This window comes from Cellulosimicrobium sp. RS (assembly GCF_046159675.1).
Lineage (GTDB): Bacteria > Actinomycetota > Actinomycetes > Actinomycetales > Cellulomonadaceae > Cellulosimicrobium > Cellulosimicrobium funkei.
The window spans coordinates 248,393-270,264 of the sequence record NZ_JBJXVU010000007.1 but is presented as its reverse complement, the minus strand read 5'-3'; the positions used below and the strand labels follow the sequence as shown (position 1 = coordinate 270,264).

Here is a 21,872-nt window from a genome sequence, read left to right as displayed (position 1 = left end):
ACTGGCTCCATGCCGATCCACGCCGTCACCTACGTCTACGCCGACCGCAGCGCCGAGCTCGACGCCCTGCGACCCGAGCACCGCGCGTTCCTCGCCGCCCTCCACACCCGGGGCACGCTCCTCGCGTCCGGTCCGCTTCCGGCCCACGAGGGCGCGCCCGCCGGAGCGCTGCTCGTCCTCGACGGGGAGACGCCCGACGCCGTCGCCGCGGTCCTCGACGAGGACCCCTTCGCGCGCGCCGGGCTGGTCGCACAGCGCGCGGTCCGCCCGTGGTCGCCGGTGATCGGCGACTGGGCGGACCGCGTCTGAGCCGGGCCGCGCGCTAGCGCGCGGCACCCCCACGGGGGACCCCGCCGCCCTGCGGCGGGGTCCCCCCCGCGGCGGGCGCCTCGTCGGTCACGGTCTCCGTGGCGTCCTCCGTGACGTCCTCCGTGGACGACGCCGCGGTCCCGGGCTGCTCGCCGTCCGCCGGCTCGCTCCGTGCGTGCAGCGCGCGGGTGCGCAGCAGGCTCGCGACGGTCGTGACCGCGAGCGCCCCGACGATCACCACGAGCGAGAGCCAGATGGGGACCGTCGGCACCGCCTCGAGGTGCTCGCCGCCGTTGATGAACGGCAGCGTGTTCTCGTGCAGGGCCTCGAGGATGAGCTTGACGCCGATGAACCCGAGGATGACGGCCAGGCCGATCGGCAGGTAGACCAGCCGCTCGAGCAGACCGCCCAGCAGGAAGTAGAGCTGGCGCAGCCCCATGAGGGCGAAGACGTTCGTCGTGAAGACGATGAACGGGTCCTGCGTGAGCCCGAAGATGGCCGGGATCGAGTCGAACGCGAACAGCAGGTCGGTGCTGCCGATCGCGAGGAACACGACGACGAGCGGCGTGAAGACCCGCTTGCCGTCCTCGACCGTGCGCAGCCGGCCGCCGTCGTACCGGGTGCCGAGCGGCAGGACCCGGCGCAGCGCCCGGACGGCGCGGTTCTCGTGGTACTCCTCGGGCTCGTCGCCGCCCGCCACGAGCTTGATCGCCGTGTACACGAGGAACGCGCCGAACAGGTAGAACACCCAGACGAACTGCGAGATGATCGCCGCGCCCGCCAGGATGAACGCTCCCCGCAGGACGAGCGCGACGATGATCCCGACCATGAGGACGCGCTGCTGCTGCTCCCGCGGGACCGCGAAGCGCGCCATGATGATCACGAACACGAACAGGTTGTCCACCGAGAGGCTGTACTCGGTGAGCCACCCGGCGTAGAACTCCCCGGCCGGTGCCGCGCCCCCCACCGCTCCGACGACCGCCCCGAAGACGAGCGCGAGCGCGACGTAGAACCCGACCCACAGCGCGCTCTCGCGCATGGACGGGACGTGCGGCCGGCGCCCGACGACGAACAGGTCGACGAGGAGCAGGACGGCGAGCGCCGACAGCGACGCCCACTCGAACCAGACGGGAAGTTCGTGAACCATCGGTGGTCAGCCCTCCGAGATCTCGGCCTCGCGTCGACGGTCGGCGCGGTCCTTGGCGAGGCTCGCGACCGTGGTGATCGTGAGCACGACGACGATGAACCCGAGGGACAGGGCGGTCGGGATCTCCGGGATGACGGTGATGTGCTCACCGCCGTTGATGAACGGCACCTCGTTCTTGTGCAGCGCGTGGATGAGCAGCTTCACGCCGATGAAGCCGAGGATCGCGGCGAGGCCGTAGGCGAGGTAGACGAGGCGGTCCAGCAGGCCGTCGATGAGGAAGTAGAGCTGGCGCAGGCCGAGCAGCGAGAACGCGTTGGCCGCGAACACGAGGTACGTCTCCTGCGTGAGGCCGAAGATCGCGGGGATCGAGTCGACGGCGAACAGCAGGTCGGCGCTGCCGATCGCGATCATGACGATGAGCATCGGGGTGATGAAGCGCTTCCCGTCGATCTTGGTCGTCATCTTGTCCTCGACGTACGTCTCCGTCGTCGGGAACAGGCGGCGGGTCAGCTTGAGCGCGCCGTTCTCGTGGAACTCCTCGTCGTGACCGGAGCCCGCCTTCACCTGCGTCCACGCGGTGTACAGCAGGAACGCGCCGAAGACGTAGAAGATCCAGCTGAAGTTCTCGATGAGCGCGGCGCCCAGGAGGATGAAGATCGTCCGCAGGACGAGCGCGATCGTGATGCCGATCAGCAGGACCTTCTGCTGGTACAGCCGCGGGACGCGGAAGCTCGTCATGATGAGCACGAAGACGAAGAGGTTGTCGACCGACAGGCTCTTCTCGGTGATGTAGCCGGCGAAGTACTCGCCGCCGTACGTCGACCCCCAGACGGCCCAGACGATGCCGCCGAACAGCACCGCGACGGCGACGTAGCCCGCGGACCACCAGCTGGCCTCGCGCAGGCTCGGGGCGTGCGGCGTGCGCACGTGGCCGACGTAGTCGACGGCGAGCATCGCGAGGATCACGCCGATGGTGACGAGCCAGGCCCAGACGGGGACGTCCATGCAGAAACCTCCGGTACGTAGCACTGAGTACCGAAGGTCTCTTCCGCCACGCACCGCCATGCGCGCGCGTCCGAGACGCGGGCTGGTGGTTGCGGGACCGGTGACACCGGGCCGACGACTGCGCCGACCGTGATGACGACATCACCGCGGAGGAATACTCCCCTTCAACGAGGAGCCAGCATAGGCCATCGCTCCTGCTCGTGTGACAACACCACGCCACCGTGGACTGTTCCGCGGGCACGCCCGCGGCGACGCCCGGCCGGTCCCCCAGGACCGGTCAGGCCGTCGCGGCGTGCATCTGGCGCAGCTCCTTCTTGAGCCCCGAGATCTCGTCGCGCAGCCGGGCCGCGAGCTCGAACTGGAGCTCGCCCGCGGCCGCGTGCATCTGGTCGCTCAGCTCCTGGATGAGCTCCGCGAGGTCGCTCGCCGCCGCGCCCGCGAGCCGGTTCCCCGACGACGCACCCTCCTTCGGGCCGCCCGGCACCGGGGCCTTGCCCTTCGCGCCCTTGCCCGGCTGGCGGTAGCCACCGGCCAGGAGCTCGGCGGTGTCCACGTCCTCGCGCGCGAGCATGTCGGTCACGTCGGAGATGCGCTTGCGCAGCGGCGTCGGGTCGACGCCGTGCTCGGTGTTGTACGCGATCTGCTTCTCGCGGCGACGCTCGGTCTCCTCGATCGCCGCGGCCATCGCCGGCGTGATCCGGTCCGCGTACATGTGCACCTGGCCGGACACGTTGCGGGCCGCGCGCCCGATCGTCTGGATGAGCGACTTGGGCGAGCGCAGGAAGCCCTCCTTGTCGGCGTCGAGGATCGCGACGAGCGAGACCTCGGGCAGGTCGAGGCCCTCGCGCAGCAGGTTGATGCCGACGAGGACGTCGTACTCGCCGAGGCGCAGCTCGCGCAGCAGCTCGACGCGGCGCAGCGTGTCGACCTCCGAGTGGAGGTAGCGGACCCGCACGTCCTTCTCGAGCAGGTAGTCCGTGAGGTCCTCGGCCATCTTCTTGGTGAGCGTCGTGACCAGCACGCGCTCGTCGCGGTCGACCCGCTCTCGGATCTCGTGCAGGAGATCGTCGATCTGGCCGGTGGTCGGCTTGACGATCACCTCGGGGTCCACGAGACCCGTCGGGCGGATGATCTGCTCGACCACGCCGTCCGCCATCGAGAGCTCGTAGTCGCCCGGCGTGGCCGACAGGTACACGGTCTGGCCGATGCGCTCGACGAACTCCTCCCACCGCAACGGGCGGTTGTCCATCGCGCTCGGCAGGCGGAACCCGTGGTCCACCAGGCTGCGCTTGCGCGACATGTCGCCCTCGAACATCGCGCCGATCTGCGGCACGGTCACGTGCGACTCGTCGATGACGAGGAGGAAGTCCTCCGGGAAGTAGTCGAGCAGGGTGTTCGGGGGCGACCCCGCCTCGCGGCCGTCGATGTGCCGGGAGTAGTTCTCGATCCCGGAGCACGTGCCGATCTGGCGCATCATCTCGATGTCGTAGGTGGTGCGCATGCGCAGGCGCTGCGCCTCGAGCAGCTTGTTCTGCCGCTCGAGCTCGTCGAGCCGCTCCGTGAGCTCGGCCTCGATCGAGGAGATCGCGCGCTCCATGCGCTCCGGCCCGGCGACGTAGTGCGTCGCGGGGAACACGTGGATGCTCGGCTCGGAGCGGATGACCTCGCCCGTGAGGGGGTGCAGCGTCTGGATGCTCTCGATCTCGTCGCCGAAGAACTCGATGCGAACCGCGAGCTCCTCGTAGACCGGGATGATCTCGACCGTGTCGCCGCGCACGCGGAACGTGCCGCGCGTGAACGCCATGTCGTTGCGGGTGTACTGCATCGTGACGAACTGCCGCAGGAGGTCGTCGCGCTCCACCTGCATCCCGACGTCGAGGCGCACCATCCGGTCGACGTACTCCTGCGGGGTGCCGAGGCCGTAGATGCACGAGACGGACGCCACGACGACGACGTCCCGGCGCGTGAGCAGCGAGCTCGTCGCGGAGTGGCGCAGCCGCTCCACCTCGTCGTTGATGGACGAGTCCTTCTCGATGTAGGTGTCCGTCTGCGCGATGTACGCCTCGGGCTGGTAGTAGTCGTAGTACGAGACGAAGTACTCGACCGCGTTGTTCGGCAGCAGCTCGCGGAACTCCGTGGCGAGCTGCGCGGCGAGCGTCTTGTTGGGGGCCATGACGAGGGTCGGGCGCTGCAGCTCCTCGATCAGCCAGGCCGTCGTGGCGGACTTCCCCGTACCGGTGGCACCGAGCAGCACGACGTCCTTCTCGCCCGCGCGGACGCGTTGCGAGAGGTCCGCGATGGCCGTGGGCTGGTCGCCCGACGGCTGGTACTCGGAGATGACCTCGAACGGAGCGGTGGCGCGCTGGAGATCGGTCACGGGACGCATGTGTCCACGGTACGTCCAGCCACCCACATCGTTCGCGGGAGCGCCTCGCCGGGCCGCTCACCCCATACACCCGACTTCACCCGCGCGCAATTTGGAAGGCGTGGTGCCGAACCCCTAGTGTTCCCTCGACCTGCCCGCTCCCCGACGCCCGTGGAGCTCCGGCGACCGGCCGGCCACGGGCGTGGAGGCCCGCGCGCAGCTCTCGTCAGCACGGCCAACGACCCCTCGACCTGGAGCCCTCATGCGCCTGCACCCCGCGCGCCCCCGCGGAATTCCCCTGATCGCCCTCACCACCCTGGCCCTGTCGGTCGGCTTCGTCGCGCCCGCGAGCGCGACGCCCGCCGTCGGCGCCGACGACGTCTGCTCCGCGGACGCCACGACCCGTCCCGTCGGCGTCTACGAGCTCACCGCGGTGGAGGACGCGGGCGTCGGCATCTGGGCGGGCGGCGGGCTCACCGTCGCCACCGCGACCGAGCTCGAGGGCCGCGTCGTGGTCGGCGGGGACGCCGACCTCGCGGGGGCTGGCTCGCTCAACGTCGGGACCGCGGGCGGCGGCGGGTCAGCGATCACCCCCGCAGGCGGGACCGACATGCTCGTCGTCGGCGGCGACCTCACCACCGCGCGGAACACCCAGGTCGGGTTCCACGCGTCGCGCGGCGGCAACGTCGTCGTCGGAGGCACGATCACGGGCTCGGCCCCGAGCACCGAGAGCGCGAACGCGCTCGGCACGCACGGGTCCGTGCGCCAGGGCGTCGGCCGGGACGCGGCGCTCGCGCCCTACGACGAGCTCCCCGCGCTCGTCGCCGGCATCGCCGCCGACGCGACCGACGGCGCCGAGCAGGTCGACCCGCAGAACGGCGTCCTGACCGTCGAGGCGGGCGCGCGGTACGCGCTCACGGCGGAGGGTGCCGCCTCGCTCCGCGAGCTGCACGTCTCCGGCACCGGGCCGGTGCTGCTCAGCGTCAGCGGGTCCACGGTGCGCATCCCGTCCCTTCAGTACGTCGCGTACGGCGGCGTGCGCCTCTACCAGGCGACGCAGTACCTGTCGTCCCACTTCCTCTGGGCGTTCCCGGACGCGACGCAGGTCGCGCTCGGCACGAACGACCAGTTCCCCGGCACGATCGTCGTCCCGCGCGCCGACGCGACGCTCACGGTGTCCACGTCGACGAACGGGCGCGTCCTCGCGAACGGCGCGGTCGCGTACACCGGCGGGGCCGGCATCGAGCACCACAACTACCCGTTCGCGGGCCCGTGCGAGCCCGTCCCGGTCGCCGCGGAGCCGGAGCCGGAGCCGACTCCCGAGACTCCGACCCCGGGTGGCACCGAGACGACGACGCCCCCGACGACCACCGAGACCCCCGGCGCCGAGGTGCCCGGCGAGCCCGCCGCGGAGAGCACGCCCGCTCCGGAGGCGACGCCCGTCGCGAGCACGGACCCGACGCCGTCGGCGGCCCCCAGCAGCGAATCGACGCCCGGGGGCGGGCTGGCCTCGACCGGTTCCTCGGTCGTCGTGCTCGCCGTGGTGGCGGCGCTCCTGCTCGCCGGGGGCGCGACGCTGCTCGTGGTCGTCGCCCGTCGTCGCGCGGCGGGCTGACGGTCCGCGGCGCCGGGGCCGGCAGGGCGACCTGCCGGCCCCGGCGCCCGCTCAGCTCTCGGTGCCCGCGGCGACCCGCGGCTCGGGGGCGCCACGGAGCGCCTGCCGCACGACGGCCGCGACGGCGGTCACCTGGTCCTCGACGGGCACTGCGCCGGCGTCGGGCACGTGCACGAAGCCCGCACGGCGGCCCGCCACGGAGCCCCAGTGGTGCATGAGGGCGTAGAACACGTCGTTGCACACGTACGTGCCGGCCGTCCCGGACACCTCGACGGGGACACCGGCCTCCCGGACGGCGACGAGCGACGCCTTGAGCGGGAGCGTGGACCAGTGGCCGACGGGCGCCCCCGGCACGACGGGCACGTCGACCGGCTGCGCCCCGGCGTTGTCGGGGATCCGGGCGTCGCGCACGTTGACGGCCACGCGCTCGAGGCGCACGCGCCCGGCGCCGCCCGCGAGCCCCAGCGCCACGACGACCTCCGGGTCGTGCTCCCGGACGACGGCGTCGAGCGCGGGCCACGCCCCGGCGAACGTCACGGGGAGCCGGACGGCGACCACGCGGTCCCCCACGAGCTCCTCGCCGCGCTCCGCGAGGAGCTGGGCGGTCTCCCACGAGGGGTTCGTCGCGTCGCCGCCGAAGGGCTCGAAGCCGCTCACCACGACCGTCACGCCTCGCGCTCCTCGAGCTCCGCGAGCGCCTCCGCGTCGACCTCCGCGCGCACGCGCGCCCAGAGCGCGTCGACCTGCGCGCGCAGCGCGTCGGGCTCGCCCGAGCCGTCGAGGGTGACGTCCGCGGCCGCGAGGCGCGCCGTGTCGTCGGCTTGCGCGGCGATCCGCGCGCGCGCCTCGTCCTCGCTCAGCCCCCGCGAGGTCACGAGGCGGTCCACCCGGACGTCCTCGGGCGTGTGCACGACCACGACGCAATGGAACCGCGCCGGGTCGCCCGTCTCGACGAGGAGCGGGATGTCGTGCACGACGACGGCCCGCGGGTCGGCCGCACCGGCCGCGGCCTCGCGCTCGGCGGCGAGGCGGCGCACCTCGGGGTGGACGATCGCGTTGAGCCGCTCGCGCGCGGCGTCGTCCCCGAACACCACGCGCCCGAGCGCGGGCCGGTCGAGCGCGCCGTCCTCCCCGAGCACCCCGGGGCCGAAGGCCTCGACGACCTCGTCCAGGCCGACGGTGCCGGGCGCGACGGCGTCGCGCGCGAGGGCGTCGTAGTCGACGACCACCGCGCCCAGCTCGGCGAAGCGGGCGAGGGCGACGGACTTCCCCGCCGCTATTCCTCCGGTCAGGCCGATGCGAAACATGCGTCCCATCCTGCCAGCCGGCGCACCGCCCCGCGTCGGGGCGTGAGGTGGCCCCACGTCCGGCCACCGCTCAGCGGGAGGACCCCGCCCCCGGGGCGCCCTCGGCCGCTTCGCCGTCGTCGGGCCGCTCGCCCGCGACCGCGCGCAGCAGTCGGAGCAGCTCGGCGCGCTCGTGCGCGTCCAGGCGGGCCAGCAGGGTGCCCGCGCTCGACGACCTCTCCGCCCCGACCTGCTCGACGACCTCGCGCCCGCGCGGCGTCAGCTCGACGAGCGTGGCGCGACGGTCCTGCGGGTCGGGGGTGCGGCGCACGAGACCGGCCTGCTCGGCGTCGTCGACCTTCGAGGTGACCGAGCGCGGTGCGACGTCGAGCGCCGACGCCACCGCGCCGAGCCGGCACGGGCCGTCGCAGCGGGAGAGGAAGCGCAGCATCCGGAACTGGCCGGGCGTCGTGCCCGCGGGCTCGAGCCGCTCGCTCGCCTCGCGGCGCACGCTGCGCAGCGCGGCGTGCAGGAGCGCGAGGAACTCCCCCGCCTCGTCGGTGGAGGTGGCTCGGCCGCCCGGGGCTGCGCCCGGCGTGGCAGGCTGGCTCGCGTCGGTCGTCACGAGGCCGAGCGTACCGGGACCGGGCCCACTTGTGGTATCGGCTCATTGTGAGTTAGACTCACTATCGTTGTCGCGCGAGCGATCCTCGGACCGCGCCCGCCGGACGGCCACCGCCGCCGCGGACGACGCGCCCCTCCCCCACCCAGGAGGCCCCATGTCCTTCCCCTCATCCCTCCCCGGCGCCGGCGGCGGGCGCGGCATGCGCTCCTTCCGCCAGGACGCCTCCGTCACCTCCCGACGGTTGCACCGCGGCACGATCCGCCGGGTGCTCACGTTCGCCCGGCCCTACCGGCGCCAGCTCGCCGCGTTCCTCGTGCTCATCTCCGTCGACGCCGCCGCCGGTGCCGTCACCCCGCTCCTCTTCCAGCGCATCATCGACGACGGCATCACCGCGGGCGACGTCGGCCTCGTCGTCGCGCTCTCGGCGGTCGCCGCCGGCCTCGCCGTGCTCTCCGGCGCGCTAGGCGTCGCGCAGCGCTGGTTCTCCTCCCGCATCGGCGAGGGGCTCATCGTCGACCTGCGCACCGCGGTCTTCGACCACGTCCAGCGCATGCCGCTCGCCTTCTTCAGTCGGACGCGCACCGGTGCGCTCGTCCAGCGCCTCAACGGTGACGTCCTCGGCGCCCAGCAGGCGTTCACGTCGACCCTGTCGAACGTGTTCTCCAACCTGCTCACCGTCGTGTTCGTGCTCGCCGCGATGCTCTCGATGTCGTGGCAGCTCACCCTCCTCGCGCTCACCCTCCTGCCCGCGTTCGTCCTGCCCGCCCGCTGGGTCGGCAAGCGCCTCGCCGCGATCACGCGGGAGAGCTACGAGCTCAACGCCGAGGCGGCGCAGACGATGAACGAGCGCTTCAACGTGGCGGGCGCCCACCTCGTCAAGGTGTTCGGCGACCCGGACCGCGAGTCGTCACGGTTCGCCGCCCAGGCGCGCCGGGTCCGCGACATCGGGGTCCGCCAGGCCATGTACGGGACGGTCTTCCGCGTCGGTCTCACGGTCGTCGCGTCCGTCGCCGTCGCGATCGTCTACGGTCTCGGTGGCGTCATGGCCATCTCGGGCTCGCTGACCGTCGGCACGGTCGTCGCGCTCACCGCCTACCTGGGCCGTCTCTACGGCCCGCTGACGGCGATGTCGAACGTCCAGGTCGACGTCATGACGGCCCTCGTCAGCTTCGAGCGCGTGCTCGAGGTGCTCGACCTCGAGCCCACCGTCACGGACGCCCCCGACGCTCACGACCTCGCCGCGGACGTCGCGCGCGAGGGCGCGAGCCTCGAGCTCGACGGCGTGACCTTCCGCTACCCGAGCGCGGCCGAGGTCTCCCTCGCGTCGCTCGAGTCCGTGGCCGTCGAGGGCACCGACCCGACCACCGACACGCTCCACGACGTCTCGTTCTCCGTGCCCGCGGGCGCGATGGTCGCGCTCGTCGGGTCGTCCGGCGCGGGCAAGACCACCGTGTCGCAGCTCGTGACGCGCATGTACGACCCGAGCGCCGGCCACGTCCGGATCGCCGGTCGTGACCTGCGCGACGTCACGCAGGAGAGCCTGCACGACGCCGTCGGCGTGGTCACGCAGGAGGCGCACCTGTTCCACGACTCGATCGCGGAGAACCTGCGGTACGCCAAGCCCGACGCGACCGACGCCGAGCTCGAGTCCGCGCTGCGGCGCGCGCACGTGTGGGACGTCGTCGCCGCCCTGCCGTCCGGCATGGACACCGTCGTGGGCGACCGCGGCTACCGGATGTCCGGCGGTGAGCGGCAGCGCCTCGCGATCGCCAGGGTGTTCCTCAAGGCCCCTCAGCTCGTCGTCCTCGACGAGGCGACGGCGCACCTCGACTCGGACTCCGAGGCGGCGGTCCAGGCCGCGCTCGCCGAGGCGCTGCGCGGCCGGACCTCGCTCGTCATCGCGCACCGCCTCTCCACCGTCCGCGAGGCCGACCTCATCGTCGTGCTCGACGCCGGCCGGGTCGTCGAGACGGGCACGCACACCGAGCTCCTGGCTCGTGGCGGGCGCTACGCCACGCTCTACCGGACGCAGTTCGCCGACTCGCCCGCGTCGTCGGCCACCGACCCGGCCACCGTCCCGGCCGCTGCCACGGCCCCCGAGCCGGCGACGGCCTGACGCCCGACCGCCGAGCAGGCGGTCCCGGGGCGTCGACCAGGCGGTCCTGGCTCGTCCGGGGCCGTTGACGGACCAGGACCACCTGGTCGGCGCCGTGAGTGCCAGGGCACGTGCCGGACATGGCGAAGGCCCGCCACCCCGAGGGGTGGCGGGCCTTCGTCTGCTCAGCGTGGCGTCCCGCGCGGGGCCGCCGGCCGGGTCAGTTGCCCGTGAGCTTCTCGCGGAGCGCGGCGAGCGCCTCGTCCGACGCGAGCGTGCCCGTCGCCTCGGCGGCCGGGGCCGACGAGTAGGACGTGCTGGAGGAGGACGAGCTCGAGGAGCTCGTGGTCTCGCCCGACGCGGCGTCGTAGTCGGCCTTGACGGCCTCGGCGACCTGCTTGCGGTGCGCCTCCCAGCGCTCGTGCGCCTTGGCGTACTCCGCCTCCCACGCCTCGCGCTGCGCCTCGAAGCCCTCGAGCCACTCGTTGGTCTCCGGGTCGAAGCCCTCGGGGTACTTGTAGTTCCCCTGCTCGTCGTACTCGGCGGCCATGCCGTAGAGCGCGGGGTCGAAGTCGTCCGACTCCGGGTCCACGCCCTCGTTGGCCTGCTTGAGCGACAGCGAGATGCGGCGGCGCTCGAGGTCGATGTCGATGACCTTGACGAAGACCTCGTCACCGACGTTGACGACCTGCTCCGGCAGCTCGACGTGGCGCACGGCCAGCTCCGAGATGTGCACGAGGCCCTCGATGCCGTCCTCGACGCGCACGAACGCACCGAACGGGACGAGCTTGGTGACCTTGCCCGGGACGACCTGACCGATCGCGTGGGTCCGGGCGAACGTCTGCCACGGGTCCTCCTGCGTCGCCTTCAGCGACAGCGAGACGCGCTCGCGGTCGAAGTCGACGTCCAGAACCTCGACCGTGACCTCCTGGCCGACCTCGACGACCTCGGACGGGTGGTCGATGTGCTTCCAGGACAGCTCGGAGACGTGCACGAGGCCGTCGACGCCGCCGAGGTCCACGAACGCGCCGAAGTTGACGATCGAGGAGACGACACCGGGGCGCACCTGGCCCTTCTGCAGGGTCTGCAGGAAGGTGGAGCGGACCTCGGACTGCGTCTGCTCGAGCCAGGCACGGCGCGAGAGGACGACGTTGTTGCGGTTCTTGTCGAGCTCGATGATCTTCGCCTCGATCTCCTTGCCGACGTACGGCTGGAGGTCGCGGACGCGACGCATCTCCACCAGGGAGGCCGGGAGGAAGCCACGGAGGCCGATGTCGAGGATGAGACCACCCTTGACGACCTCGATGACGGTGCCGGTGACGACGCCGTCCTCCTCCTTGATCTTCTCGATCGTGCCCCAGGCGCGCTCGTACTGGGCGCGCTTCTTGGACAGGATCAGACGGCCTTCCTTGTCCTCCTTCTGGAGGACGAGGGCCTCGACCGCGTCGCCGACGTTGACGACCTCACCGGGGTCCACGTCGTGCTTGATGGACAGCTCGCGGGAGGGGATGACGCCCTCGGTCTTGTAGCCGATGTCGAGGAGGACCTCGTCGCGGTCCACCTTGACGATCGTGCCTTCGACGATGTCGCCGTCGTTGAAGTACTTGATGGTCGCGTCAACGGCGGCGAGGAAGTCCTCCTCGGTGCCGATGTCGTTGACGGCAACCTGGGGTGCGGACTTCGCGGGGGTAGAGATGGTCATTGAGTTCGATGCTCCGATGCGGACAGGTGTAGTCGAGCGGTTAGGGTTTTCGGCGCGTCTCCCGCCGACGCCCCCGGACGCTCCGGCGTCGTGGTCGACGTCGTGGCTCGGGATGAAGGCAGGCGCAGCGCACCGCCGTCCACCTTATCCGGGTGTCACCCCGGCGGTCAACGCGTCCCGCGCGCCCCGCCGGGGCGTCCCGACTACCGGATCCGCGTCACGCGAGCACGCGGGCGACCCGCAGCAGCTCCTCCGGGACCCGCTTCGGCCGGCCCGCGACCTCCGCGAGCGGCACGAGCTCGACCCGCTCGCCCCGCAGCGCCGTCATGACGCCCGACGTCCCCGCGCTCACGGCGTCCACGGCCGCGACGCCGAAGCGGCTGCCGAGGATCCGGTCGGTCGGCGTGGGCTCGCCCCCGCGCTGCACGTGGCCGAGCACCGTGAGCCGGGTGTCGAACCCGGTGCGCTCCGCGATCTCGGCGCTCACGCGCTCCCCGATCGAGCCGGCGACGATCTCGCCGAACCGACCGAGCTGCTGCGTGAACTCCATCGACGACCCCTCGCGCGGCACGGCGCCCTCGGCCACGACGACGATCGAGAAGTTCGCGTGCGCGCGGTGCCGGTGGCGGAGGAACTTCACGACCTGGTCGATGTCGAACGGCTGCTCCGGCGCGAGCACGACCTCGGCGCCGCCGGCGATGCCCGCGTTGACCGCGATCCAGCCGGCGTGACGGCCCATCACCTCGACCACCATGACGCGGTTGTGGCTCTCCGCCGTCGTGTGCACGCGGTCGAGCGCCTCCGTCGCGATGTTCACGGCGGTGTGGAACCCGATCGACAGGTCCGTTCCCTCGACGTCGTTGTCGATCGTCTTGGGGATCGCGACGATCTTCACGCCCGCCTCCGCGACGCGGCTCGCCGCGTGCAGCGTGCCGTCGCCGCCGATGCAGATCAGGGCGTCGAGGTGCTCGGCCTCGACCGTCGCGAGCACGGCGTCCATGCTGCCGTCCTCCTCGCGCGGGTGGAACCGCGCGGTGCCGAGCAGCGTGCCGCCCACGGGCAGGACGTTCCGGATGTCCTGGCGGCCGAGCGGGTGCACGTCGCCGTCGACGACGCCGCGCCAGCCGTTGCGGAAGCCGATGATGGTGTGCCCGTACTCCCCCGTCCCCTGCTTGACCACGGCCCGGATCGCCGCGTTCAGCCCGGGGCAGTCGCCCCCGCCGGTGAGAAGTCCGATGCGCACCTGTTCCTCCGTCTCGTCGTCGCGTCGCGCGGCCTCGCGCGCATGCCGGGCGTCGACGGAGGTGCCGACCTCCGCGGCACCGCGTCGCCCTCAACCCTAGCCACCCCCGCGCGACGGGTCATCGCCCGTCCCGGTCCGCGGGCACGCCGACGACCAAGGTCCCGACCGGACGGGCCGTGCGGCGGGACCGGGAGAATGGGGGCATGAGCGCGTCCTCCTCGCCCGAGCCGCCCGTCGTCGCGCCCTCGGGCGCGACCCCCGGTCCGACCGCCGACGCCGGCTACCGCGACGTGCCCGCGACCGAGGGCGGCCGCGCCGGCCGCGGCTGGTGGGACGCCAACGCGCAGGAGTACCTCCACGAGCACGGGGCCTTCCTCGGCGCGGCGGACTTCTGCTGGTGCCCGGAGGGCCTGCGCGAGCGGGACGCGCGGCTGCTCGGCGACGTCGCGGGGCGCCGGGTGCTCGAGGTCGGCGCGGGCGCGGCGCAGTGCTCGCGCTGGCTCGTCACGCAGGGGGCGGAGGTCGTCGCGACGGACGTGTCCGGCGGCATGCTCGCCGCGGGGGCGGCGCTGGACCGGGCGACGGGCGTGCGCGTCCCGGCCGTCCAGGCCGACGCGCGCCGGCTCCCGTTCGCCGACGCCACATTCGACGTCGCGTTCACCTCGTTCGGCGCGATCCCGTTCGTGCCCGACGCGGCGGCCGTCCACCGCGAGGTCGCGCGCGTGCTGCGGCCCGGCGGCACGTGGACGTTCTCGGTGACGCACCCGACCCGGTGGGCGTTCCCCGACGACCCGAGCGAGCACGGGCTGACCGCGAACCGGTCCTACTTCGACCGCCGGCCCTACGTCGAGACCGACGCGGCCGGCCGTGTCGTCTACGCCGAATACCACCGCACCCTGGGCGACCACGTGCGCGAGGTGGTCGCCGCCGGGCTGGAGCTGCGCGACGTCGTCGAGCCCGAGTGGCCCGCCGACAACGCCGAGGTGTGGGGCGGATGGGGACCGGTGCGCGGCGCCTACCTGCCCGGGACGGCGATCTTCCGCACGCGCCTCCCGGGCTGACACGCGCGGGTCAGTGACCCGCCTCGTGCCACGTGGCGCCGACGCCGACCGAGACGTCGAGCGGCACGTCGAGGTCCGCTGCGGCACCCATCTGCGTGCGCAGCACCTCCTCGACGGCGTCGCGCTCTCCCGGGGCCACCTCGACCACGAGCTCGTCGTGCACCTGGAGGAGCAGCCGTGAGCGCAGCCCGCGCTCGTCGATCGCGCGCTGCACGTTGAGCATCGCGACCTTGATGATGTCGGCCGCGCTGCCCTGGATCGGCGCGTTGAGGGCCATGCGCTCCGCCATCTGGCGGCGCTGCCGGTTGTCGCTCGTGAGGTCCGGCAGGTACCGGCGGCGCCCGAGGATGGTGGCCGTGTAGCCCGTGGCCCGCGCCTCGTCGACGACGCCCGTGAGGTAGTCGCGCACGCCGCCGAAGCGCTCGAAGTAGTCGTCCATGAGCTTCTGGGCCTCGCCCACCTCGATGGTGAGCTGCTGCGAGAGCCCGAACGCCGACAGCCCGTACGCGAGGCCGTACGACATCGCCTTGATCTTCGAGCGCATCGCGGGCGTGACCTCGGCCGCCGGGACCTCGAACACGCGCGACCCGACGTAGGAGTGCAGGTCCTCCCCGGACCGGAACGCCTCGATGAGACCCTCGTCGCCCGAGAGGTGCGCCATGATGCGCATCTCGATCTGGCTGTAGTCGGCCGTCATGAGCGTCTCGTAGCCCTCGCCGACGACGAACGCGCGCCGGATGCGCCGGCCCGCCTCGGTGCGGATCGGGATGTTCTGGAGGTTCGGCTCGGTCGAGCTGAGCCGGCCCGTCGCCGCGATCGTCTGCTGGAACGTCGTGTGGATGCGGCCGTCGTCGGCGACGGACTTCAGCAGCCCCTCGACCGTCTGGCGCAGCCGCGACGCGTCGCGGTGGGCGAGCAGGTGCTCGAGGAACGGGTGCTGCGTCTTGACGAAGAGGTCCGCGAGCGCCGACGCGTCGGTCGTGTAGCCCGTCTTGATCTTCTTCGTCTTGGGCATCCCGAGCTGGTCGAACAGCACCTCCTGGAGCTGCTTCGGGGAGCCCAGGTTCACCTCGCGCCCGATGACGGCGTAGGCCTCCGACGCGGCGGTCGCGACGAGGTCGCCGAAGTGCTGCTCGAGCTCGCGCAGGTACGTGACGTCCGCCGCGATGCCGCGCTGCTCCATGCGCGCGAGCACCTGGGACAGCGGCAGCTCGAGGTCGGCGAGGAGCGTGGTGGCCCCCCGGTCCTCGAGCTCGCCCGCGAGGACCTCGCCGAGCTGGGCGACGGCGAGCGCGCGCACCGCGTCGCGCTCCTGCTCGCCGCTGCCGTCGAGCGAGAGGTCGAGCGCGCCCTGCGCGTCGTTGCCCGCCTCCGTGTCCGGGCGCAGCTCGCGGTGCAGGTGCCGCACGACGAGGTCGCCCAGGTCGTACCCCCGCTGGTCGGGGTGGCACAGGTACGCGGCGAGCTCGGTGTCGAACGTGACGCCCGCGAGGTCGTAGCCGCGCGCCGCGAGCTCGTGCCAGGCCGACTTCACGCCGTGCACGACCTTGGGTCGCTCCGGGTCGGCGAGCCACGCGGCGAGCGCCTCGTCGTCGGCGCCTGCGACGTCGGCGAGCTCGAGCGCGACGGCCGCCCCGGCGTCGTCGGACACCGCGAGGCCCCACGCGTCCCCGCCGCCCGGCACGACCTTGCCGGCCACCTCGACGCCCAGCGGGCGCGTGCCGTGCTCGGCCAGCCAGGCGCCCAGGCCCCCCGGCAGGACGTCGGCGAGCGCGACGTCGAACCCCGCCTCGGCCGCGACCTCGCCCTCGGGGGCGATCGCGAAGAGCCGGTCGCGCAGGGCGCGGAACTCCAGGGCGTCGAGCACGCGGTGGGCGGCCTCGCGGTCCCAGGGACGGGTCGCGAGGTCGTCGGGGCCGACGGGCAGCTCGAGGTCGCGCAGGAGCGCGTTGAGCTGCCGGTTGAGGCGGACCTGGTCGAGGTGCGCCCGCAGGTTCTCCCCCGCCTTGCCCTTGATCTCGTCCGCGTGGTCCAGCAGGCCGTCCAGGTCGCCGTACGCCGTGATCCACTTGGCGGCCGTCTTGGGACCGACGCCGGGGATGCCCGGCAGGTTGTCGGACGTCTCGCCGACGAGGGCGGCGAGGTCCGGGTAGCGCTCGGGCGGCACGCCGTACTTCTCGACGACGGCGGCGCTGTCCATGCGCGCGAGCTCGGAGACGCCCTTCTTCGGGTAGAGCACCGTGACGTCGGGGCCGACGAGCTGGAACGAGTCCCGGTCCCCCGAGCAGACGAGCACCTCCATCCCGGCCGCGGCCCCCTGCGTCGCGAGGGTCGCGAAGATGTCGTCCGCCTCGTAGCCCTCGCGCTCGAGCGTCGGGATGTGCAGCGTCTCCAGGATCTCCTTGATGAGCGGCACCTGGCCCCGGAACGGTTCGGGGGTGGACTCCCGCGTGCCCTTGTAGCTGGGCAGGATCTCGGTGCGGAAGGACTGGCGCCCGGCGTCGAACGCGACGGCGACGTGCGTGGGCTCCTCGTCCCGCAGGAGGTTGATGAGCATCGAGGTGAACCCGTAGACCGCGTTCGTGTGCTGCCCCGTGGTCGTCGAGAAGTTCTCCGCCGGGAGCGCGAAGAACGCGCGGTAGGCCATGGAGTGTCCGTCGATGAGCAGGAGGCGAGGTCGCGCGGAGGTCGTCACGGGTGCCAACCTATCGCCCATGACCCACACGCACGGTTCCGACCAGAACGCCGCCCCGACCGGGACGCCGACCCCCGCCACCCCGTCGACACCCGACGTCCCGCGTCACGCCTACGAGGCGATGGGCCTGCGCACCGAGGGGACGCTCATTGAGCGCATGGGCATCGAGCTGGGCGAGGTGGGGGCCGACCGCGTCACCGCACGCATGCCCGTGGCGGGCAACACGCAGCCCGCGGGGCTGCTGCACGGGGGCGCGTCCGTCGTCCTCGCCGAGACGCTGGGGTCCATCGCCGCGCAGCTGCACGGCGGGCCCGGGCGCGCGGCCGTCGGCATCGAGGTGAACGCGACGCACCACCGGGGCGTGCGCGACGGCTGGGTGCACGGCGAGGCGGTCGCGGTGCACCGCGGGCGCACGACGGCGAGCTACGAGATCGTCGTGTCCGACGACGAGGGTCGCCGCGTGTGCACGGCGCGCCTCACGTGCATGATCCTCGCGCAGGGCTGACCGGGGCGACGCCGGTCGCAGGGCGCGGGAGCCCGGCTCAGCCGGGCAGGGTCTCGCGCGTGTCGGCCGGCGTCACCACGCCCGCACGGCGGTTGTACTCGGCCTGGAACTCGCGCAGGTCGACCGGCCCCGACATCGTCTCGGTGCGGGCGCGCCGACGGCGCGCGATGAGGTCCTCGAGAGAGCGGGTGCCCCGGCGGGCCGGGGTGAGGTCGGCCGCGAGCCGTCGCTGCAGGACCGCCGTCGAGACGACGCGGTGCCCGGCCACCGGGCCGAAGCCCAGTCGCGCGAGGAAGCGCTGCACGCCGCGGGAACCGGGGATGGGCACGGAGTAGACGTGCGTCGCGCCGGACGACGCGGCGAGCTCGGCCGTCGCGCTGAGGAGCGCGTGGCCCACGCCGCGCCGCCGGGCGTCCTCCCCCACGTACACCGCCTCGACGTACAGGCTCGGCTCGTCCGCGAACAGGTGCGGGTCGAGCACGCGAGCCAGGACGAACCCGACGGGGCGGCCGTCGTGCAGGGCGACGAGCACGTTGCCGCCGGGCAGGGTGAGCAGCACCGACAGGTGCCGGACCAGGCGGTCCTCGTCGGGCGCGCAGATCTGCGCCCCGGACGCCGACTCGCGGCGTGCCTCCGAGCACAGCACAGCGATCCCCGGCAGGTCGTCACCGACCGCGGGCCTGACCTCCACTGCTGGGCGCACTGCGCTCCTCCTCGTTCGCACCGTGGGACCGGCGGCGGCACCGAGGGACGTGGGGCGTGAGAAGGTCCACGTCGCTCGGACAGCACCGTCGGCCGTCGACATGAGCACTACGTGGCGACCGTGTTCACCGCCCCGGAACTGCTGGACGCCAGTCCAAGACGATAGCCCGCCCGGAGCCCCGTGACAAAGGTCCTGATCAGGACCCCCGCGCGGCGCACCGGGCGCGGCGGGCGGCTCAGGCGCCGCCGACCTGCTCGATGACGGCGTCCGCGACCTCGCGCATCGTGAGGCGGCGATCCATCGACGTCTTCTGGATCCAGCGGAACGACTCCGGCTCGGACAGGCCCATCTTCGTCATGAGCAGGCCCTTCGCGCGGTCGACGCGCTTGCGCGTCTCGAAGCGCTCCGCGAGGTCGGCCACCTCGGACTCGAGGGCCGAGATCTGCGAGTAGCGCGAGATCGCAATCTCGACCGCAGGCAGCAGGTCCGCCGGGGTGAACGGCTTGACGACGTACGCCATGGCGCCGGCGTCGCGCGCCCGCTCGACGAGCTCCGCCTGCGAGAACGCCGTCAGCAGGACGACCGGGGCGGCGTGCGCCTTGCCGATCTGCTCCGCCGCGGAGATGCCGTCGAGCTCGGGCATCTTCACGTCCATGACCACGACGTCGGGCTTGAGCTCGAGCGCCAGCTTCACCGCCGTCGCGCCGTCGCCGGCCTCACCCACGACGTCGAACCCGGCGTCCCGCAGCGTCTCGACGACGTCGAGACGGATCAGGGCCTCGTCCTCCGCGACGACGGCGCGGCGCGCGGCGCGACCCGACGGGGCGGGGGCGGCGGCGGGCTCGGGCTCGATCATCGGGGGCAGGTCGAGCGGCTGCTTGTCCTCGGGCTGCGCTGTCTGGTCACTCACGGGACTCATCGTAGTGCGCCGCACCGGGTGCCGCCCCCGCGTTTCACCCTCCGAGGAGTGTGATTCTCGTGAAGGCGCGCGCGTGTGGTTCGATGGTGCCCGCGCGGCGGAGCCCGGCTGGACACCTCCGCGCGCGGCCCCGGTAGCCCAACCGGCAGAGGCGTTCGGCTCAAACCCGATCCAGTGTGGGTTCGAATCCCACCCGGGGCACCCCTCATCTCGGCAGGCGTACGGTGCTCGACGTCACGGCTCCTCGCGGTCGAGGAAGTCCCGCGTCGTCGTGACGAAGGACTCCACGCTGGAGTACGGCAGCCCGTGCGGAGCCCCCGGGACCGTGACGAGCCGCCCGTCGGGCAGCGCGTCGACGAGTCGGCGGGCCCACGTCCCCGAGACGAGCGGGTCGCGGTCCCCGACGACCACGAGGACGGGCTGCGTGATGCTCTGCACCAGGTGGCTGACCTCGGCGCGGCGCGCCTGCTTCAGGGCCCGCACCGCCGCGACCGGACCGGCACGCAGGTAGTCCACGACGGCGATCGGCAGCAGCGACCACCTCTCGCGCGGACCGTCGAGGAGCAGGCGCCACGCGCTCTGCCACCACCGGGGGTGCTCCGGGTCCCGGGAGGGGCCGACGAGGACGACCCGCCGGACCAGGTCGGGCCGCTCCGCGGCGAGATGACTGACGATCTGGCAGCCCAACGAGTGCCCGACGACGTCCGCGCGCGTCATGCCGAGCCCGTCCATCCAGCGGGCCACGACGTCCGCCATCTCGGCCATCGACGGCAGGTGCGGCGGACGGCCGCTGCGCCCGACGCCCGGCAGGTCCAGGGCGGCGGTGCGACGGTCCGTCCCGAGCCGGCGGACGCCCGGCTCCAGGTACCGCGTCGACAGCGCGAGCCCGTGCACAAGGACCACGTCTGCGGGTACGGTGCGACCCTCCGGGCGCTCTGCCCGGTCCGGCTCCGCGACGACGGAGTACACCCGCACCCCGTCGATCAGGTCGTATCGCTCCTGGAGGGCCGGAAGGACCGTGCTCCCCGAGGAGCGCCCGCGCCGGTGCGCTCGGGCCACGACGGACCTCGCTCTCCCACCGTCGACCGGTGGCTGGATGGTCAGCACCGAGCGGACGCCGAGCGCTGGGCCCAGGGTAGAGGGCGAGGACGAGCGGTGCCGCGGGACTCGGGACGGCACGGACGGACCGCGGGCCCCGCGCACGGACCGACGCCGTCTAGAGCTCGGGCCGCGCCGTGTCCAACACGACCGCCTCGCGCGCGGCCTCCCGGGCGGCGGCGCTCGCGTCGCGCGCCGCCTGCCGGGCGATCGCCTCGTCGCCGAGGAGAGCGGCGGAGTGCGCGACGGTCGCGGACGTCAGCGCGTCCTGCGCGCTGCGTTCGGCGGCCTCCGCCACCTGCTGGACCTGCTCGCACACGGTGGCGGCCGCCTCCGCGGTCTCGCGCGCGTCGCGGCGCGCGACGAGCGCGCGGAAGGTCGCCTCGCGCGCGGCGGCCGCCGCGCCGTCGGCGTCGGGGTCGCTCGCCGCCGCGTACAGGTCCTGGTCGACGTCCTCGATCTGGTCGCTGGTCACCCACGTGAGGGTAGGGCCGACCCGCCGCGCTCGCTCGAGCGAGGCGCGCGCCCGTCGGTCACCGCCACTCCCCCGACGCGGCGCCCGGCGCGCCCGCAGCCGTCGTCGACCGCGACCCCGCCGGGCCGTACCGCGCGACCGCCGACCGGAAGAACTCCCCCGCCACCGAGCGAGCGGTCAGGGCCCCGGCCCCCGCCACCGTCACGGCCGCCGTGGCGGCGGCGAGCTCGTCGTCGACGAACCGGCGGAGCACGGCCGGGACGGGGCCCGCGCCCATCTCGCGCGAGACCGCCTTGAGCGCGACGAGCCCGGACGCCTCCTGCACCACCGCGCTCGGTGCCTCGCCCTCGTCGAGCAGCGTCGCGAGGCGCATGGGCGGGACGGCGTCCGGCCGCACGCGCAGCCAGCGCAGCGTCGCGGCCGGGCGCAGGACGTAGAAGAGCTTCTTGAGCGGCACGTCGTCCGCCGTCCACCAGCGCTCCCGCTGGCCGAGCGCGACGTGCAGGTAGTGGCGCCGCACGGTGTCGCGGTCGACGACCCGCTCGGCGAGCGCGAGCAGGTCCGCGCGGAACGCGGGGTCGCCGCGGTAGACGATCGGCGAGCGCAGCCACTCCAGCAGCGTCGCGTTCCCGCGCACGAGCAGCCGCACGGCCTTGACGAGGTCCCACCCGTTGACGTCCAGCACCGCGTCGAGCGGCGTCTCGACGACGTCGCGCCGCGGCCAGGGGTCGAGGTAGTCGGCCCCCGGGCGCACGTACACGAAGCGGCAGTCCTAGTCCGAGTCCGGCGACGGGAACCCCCACGCGCGGTTGCCGCTCTCCACCGCGAGCGGGACCGCGACGCCCTCGTCGCGCACGACGGCGTCCAGCCGCGCGTCGACCCGACGCACGACCGCGGGGTCCAGGGACGCAGGCACGGCTCGCATCCCGCGAGGGTAGGGGCGCGCCGGGGGCCGTGTCGCGGGCTTTCCCGGGCGCGCAGGACGACCGACGGCGGCGCCCCCGCGCAGGGGGCGCCGCCGTCG

Annotated in this window: 18 protein-coding genes, 1 tRNA gene and 1 pseudogene; 6 read left to right on the top strand and 14 right to left on the bottom strand. The window is 73.3% G+C overall.

Annotated elements, in window-relative coordinates:
• Window positions 1-9: 9 nt before the first annotated feature.
• Window positions 10-309: a YciI family protein gene (locus ACI769_RS12945; protein ID WP_034655132.1), complete on the top strand. Its 300-nt coding sequence runs from the start codon at window positions 10-12 to the stop codon at window positions 307-309.
• A gap of 13 nt (window positions 310-322) precedes the next feature.
• On the opposite strand, the gene ACI769_RS12940 is transcribed toward ACI769_RS12945, so the two are convergent.
• The 3 genes from ACI769_RS12940 to uvrB form a co-directional block, all read right to left on the bottom strand.
• On the bottom strand, window positions 323-1,456 hold the full coding sequence (locus tag ACI769_RS12940) for a TerC family protein (protein ID WP_085387881.1): 1,134 nt from the start codon (window positions 1,454-1,456) through the stop codon (window positions 323-325).
• A gap of 6 nt (window positions 1,457-1,462) precedes the next feature.
• A complete protein-coding gene (locus tag ACI769_RS12935) occupies window positions 1,463-2,461 on the bottom strand; it encodes a TerC family protein (RefSeq protein ID WP_034655130.1) in 999 nt (332 codons plus the stop codon).
• 277 nt (window positions 2,462-2,738) lie between these two features.
• On the bottom strand, window positions 2,739-4,847 hold the full coding sequence (gene uvrB / locus ACI769_RS12930) for an excinuclease ABC subunit UvrB (RefSeq protein WP_031315536.1): 2,109 nt from the start codon (window positions 4,845-4,847) through the stop codon (window positions 2,739-2,741).
• A gap of 241 nt (window positions 4,848-5,088) precedes the next feature.
• Between uvrB and ACI769_RS12925 the strand changes: the two genes are divergently transcribed.
• Window positions 5,089-6,441 carry a choice-of-anchor A family protein gene (locus ACI769_RS12925; RefSeq protein WP_043651163.1) on the top strand — a complete coding sequence of 451 codons (1,353 nt, stop codon included), beginning with the start codon at window positions 5,089-5,091 and terminating at the stop codon, window positions 6,439-6,441.
• Between the two features lie 51 nt (window positions 6,442-6,492).
• Here ACI769_RS12925 and ACI769_RS12920 read toward each other — a convergent pair whose 3' ends face one another.
• The 3 genes from ACI769_RS12920 to ACI769_RS12910 all read right to left on the bottom strand — a co-directional run bounded on the left by ACI769_RS12920 (window position 6,493) and on the right by ACI769_RS12910 (window position 8,352).
• A complete protein-coding gene (locus tag ACI769_RS12920) occupies window positions 6,493-7,110 on the bottom strand; it encodes a pyroglutamyl-peptidase I (RefSeq protein WP_043651167.1) in 618 nt (205 codons plus the stop codon).
• Window positions 7,107-7,748 (bottom strand): dephospho-CoA kinase, encoded by a 642-nt coding sequence (gene coaE, locus ACI769_RS12915; protein WP_043651170.1) that lies wholly within the window; start codon window positions 7,746-7,748, stop codon window positions 7,107-7,109. Before coaE ends, ACI769_RS12920 begins: the two co-directional genes overlap by 4 nt.
• Before the next feature lie 70 nt (window positions 7,749-7,818).
• Complete coding sequence (locus ACI769_RS12910) at window positions 7,819-8,352, bottom strand: MarR family winged helix-turn-helix transcriptional regulator (protein WP_085387880.1); 534 nt, start codon at window positions 8,350-8,352, stop codon at window positions 7,819-7,821.
• A 154-nt stretch (window positions 8,353-8,506) separates the two neighbouring features.
• Here ACI769_RS12910 and ACI769_RS12905 point away from each other — a divergent pair, with 154 nt between their 5' ends.
• The gene (locus ACI769_RS12905; RefSeq protein WP_409141707.1) at window positions 8,507-10,468 is read left to right on the top strand and encodes an ABC transporter ATP-binding protein; all 1,962 of its coding nucleotides are present in this window, start codon (window positions 8,507-8,509) and stop codon (window positions 10,466-10,468) included.
• 199 nt (window positions 10,469-10,667) lie between these two features.
• Here the strand turns inward: ACI769_RS12905 and rpsA are convergent, their stop codons facing one another.
• Together rpsA and ACI769_RS12895 are read right to left on the bottom strand one after the other, a co-directional pair.
• The gene (gene rpsA, locus ACI769_RS12900) at window positions 10,668-12,149 is read right to left on the bottom strand and encodes a 30S ribosomal protein S1 (protein WP_021483115.1); all 1,482 of its coding nucleotides are present in this window, start codon (window positions 12,147-12,149) and stop codon (window positions 10,668-10,670) included.
• Window positions 12,150-12,366: 217 nt separating this feature from the next.
• Complete coding sequence (locus ACI769_RS12895; protein WP_034651013.1) at window positions 12,367-13,392, bottom strand: 6-phosphofructokinase; 1,026 nt, start codon at window positions 13,390-13,392, stop codon at window positions 12,367-12,369.
• 203 nt (window positions 13,393-13,595) lie between these two features.
• Between ACI769_RS12895 and ACI769_RS12890 the strand changes: the two genes are divergently transcribed.
• The gene (locus ACI769_RS12890; protein ID WP_034651011.1) at window positions 13,596-14,453 is read left to right on the top strand and encodes a class I SAM-dependent methyltransferase; all 858 of its coding nucleotides are present in this window, start codon (window positions 13,596-13,598) and stop codon (window positions 14,451-14,453) included.
• 10 nt (window positions 14,454-14,463) lie between these two features.
• On the opposite strand, the gene polA is transcribed toward ACI769_RS12890, so the two are convergent.
• On the bottom strand, window positions 14,464-17,169 hold the full coding sequence (gene polA / locus ACI769_RS12885) for a DNA polymerase I (RefSeq protein ID WP_085387879.1): 2,706 nt from the start codon (window positions 17,167-17,169) through the stop codon (window positions 14,464-14,466).
• Between the two features lie 100 nt (window positions 17,170-17,269).
• On the opposite strand from polA, the gene ACI769_RS12880 reads away from it, so the two are divergent.
• Window positions 17,270-17,653, top strand: coding sequence for a hotdog fold thioesterase (locus ACI769_RS12880; protein ID WP_043651213.1), 384 nt, complete (start codon window positions 17,270-17,272; stop codon window positions 17,651-17,653).
• A 37-nt stretch (window positions 17,654-17,690) separates the two neighbouring features.
• On the opposite strand, the gene ACI769_RS12875 is transcribed toward ACI769_RS12880, so the two are convergent.
• Both ACI769_RS12875 and ACI769_RS12870 read right to left on the bottom strand, forming a co-directional pair.
• Window positions 17,691-18,356, bottom strand: coding sequence for a GNAT family N-acetyltransferase (locus ACI769_RS12875; RefSeq protein WP_157837895.1), 666 nt, complete (start codon window positions 18,354-18,356; stop codon window positions 17,691-17,693).
• Between the two features lie 235 nt (window positions 18,357-18,591).
• The gene (locus tag ACI769_RS12870; protein ID WP_051027466.1) at window positions 18,592-19,212 is read right to left on the bottom strand and encodes an ANTAR domain-containing response regulator; all 621 of its coding nucleotides are present in this window, start codon (window positions 19,210-19,212) and stop codon (window positions 18,592-18,594) included.
• A gap of 190 nt (window positions 19,213-19,402) precedes the next feature.
• On the opposite strand from ACI769_RS12870, the gene ACI769_RS12865 reads away from it, so the two are divergent.
• Window positions 19,403-19,476, top strand: a tRNA-Leu gene (locus ACI769_RS12865).
• A gap of 33 nt (window positions 19,477-19,509) precedes the next feature.
• On the opposite strand, the gene ACI769_RS12860 is transcribed toward ACI769_RS12865, so the two are convergent.
• The 3 genes and pseudogenes from ACI769_RS12860 to ACI769_RS12850 all read right to left on the bottom strand — a co-directional run bounded on the left by ACI769_RS12860 (window position 19,510) and on the right by ACI769_RS12850 (window position 21,773).
• On the bottom strand, window positions 19,510-20,178 hold the full coding sequence (locus ACI769_RS12860; RefSeq protein ID WP_170963559.1) for an alpha/beta fold hydrolase: 669 nt from the start codon (window positions 20,176-20,178) through the stop codon (window positions 19,510-19,512).
• A gap of 313 nt (window positions 20,179-20,491) precedes the next feature.
• Window positions 20,492-20,848 (bottom strand): hypothetical protein, encoded by a 357-nt coding sequence (locus tag ACI769_RS12855; RefSeq protein WP_034651007.1) that lies wholly within the window; start codon window positions 20,846-20,848, stop codon window positions 20,492-20,494.
• 58 nt (window positions 20,849-20,906) lie between these two features.
• A pseudogene (locus ACI769_RS12850) lies at window positions 20,907-21,773 on the bottom strand (DNA polymerase beta superfamily protein).
• Between the last annotated feature and the right edge of the window lie 99 nt (window positions 21,774-21,872).

Coding starts and splice junctions, on each gene's coding strand:
- polA (WP_085387879.1), bottom strand. CDS start 17,169: ATGGGCGATAGGTTGGCACCCGTGACGACCTCCGCGCGACCTCGCCTC.
- coaE (WP_043651170.1), bottom strand. CDS start 7,748: ATGTTTCGCATCGGCCTGACCGGAGGAATAGCGGCGGGGAAGTCCGTC.
- ACI769_RS12935 (WP_034655130.1), bottom strand. CDS start 2,461: ATGGACGTCCCCGTCTGGGCCTGGCTCGTCACCATCGGCGTGATCCTC.
- ACI769_RS12945 (WP_034655132.1), top strand. CDS start 10: ATGCCGATCCACGCCGTCACCTACGTCTACGCCGACCGCAGCGCCGAG.
- ACI769_RS12880 (WP_043651213.1), top strand. CDS start 17,270: ATGGGCCTGCGCACCGAGGGGACGCTCATTGAGCGCATGGGCATCGAG.
- ACI769_RS12890 (WP_034651011.1), top strand. CDS start 13,596: ATGAGCGCGTCCTCCTCGCCCGAGCCGCCCGTCGTCGCGCCCTCGGGC.
- ACI769_RS12940 (WP_085387881.1), bottom strand. CDS start 1,456: ATGGTTCACGAACTTCCCGTCTGGTTCGAGTGGGCGTCGCTGTCGGCG.
- ACI769_RS12870 (WP_051027466.1), bottom strand. CDS start 19,212: ATGATCGAGCCCGAGCCCGCCGCCGCCCCCGCCCCGTCGGGTCGCGCC.
- ACI769_RS12925 (WP_043651163.1), top strand. CDS start 5,089: ATGCGCCTGCACCCCGCGCGCCCCCGCGGAATTCCCCTGATCGCCCTC.
- uvrB (WP_031315536.1), bottom strand. CDS start 4,847: ATGCGTCCCGTGACCGATCTCCAGCGCGCCACCGCTCCGTTCGAGGTC.
- ACI769_RS12905 (WP_409141707.1), top strand. CDS start 8,507: ATGTCCTTCCCCTCATCCCTCCCCGGCGCCGGCGGCGGGCGCGGCATG.
- rpsA (WP_021483115.1), bottom strand. CDS start 12,149: ATGACCATCTCTACCCCCGCGAAGTCCGCACCCCAGGTTGCCGTCAAC.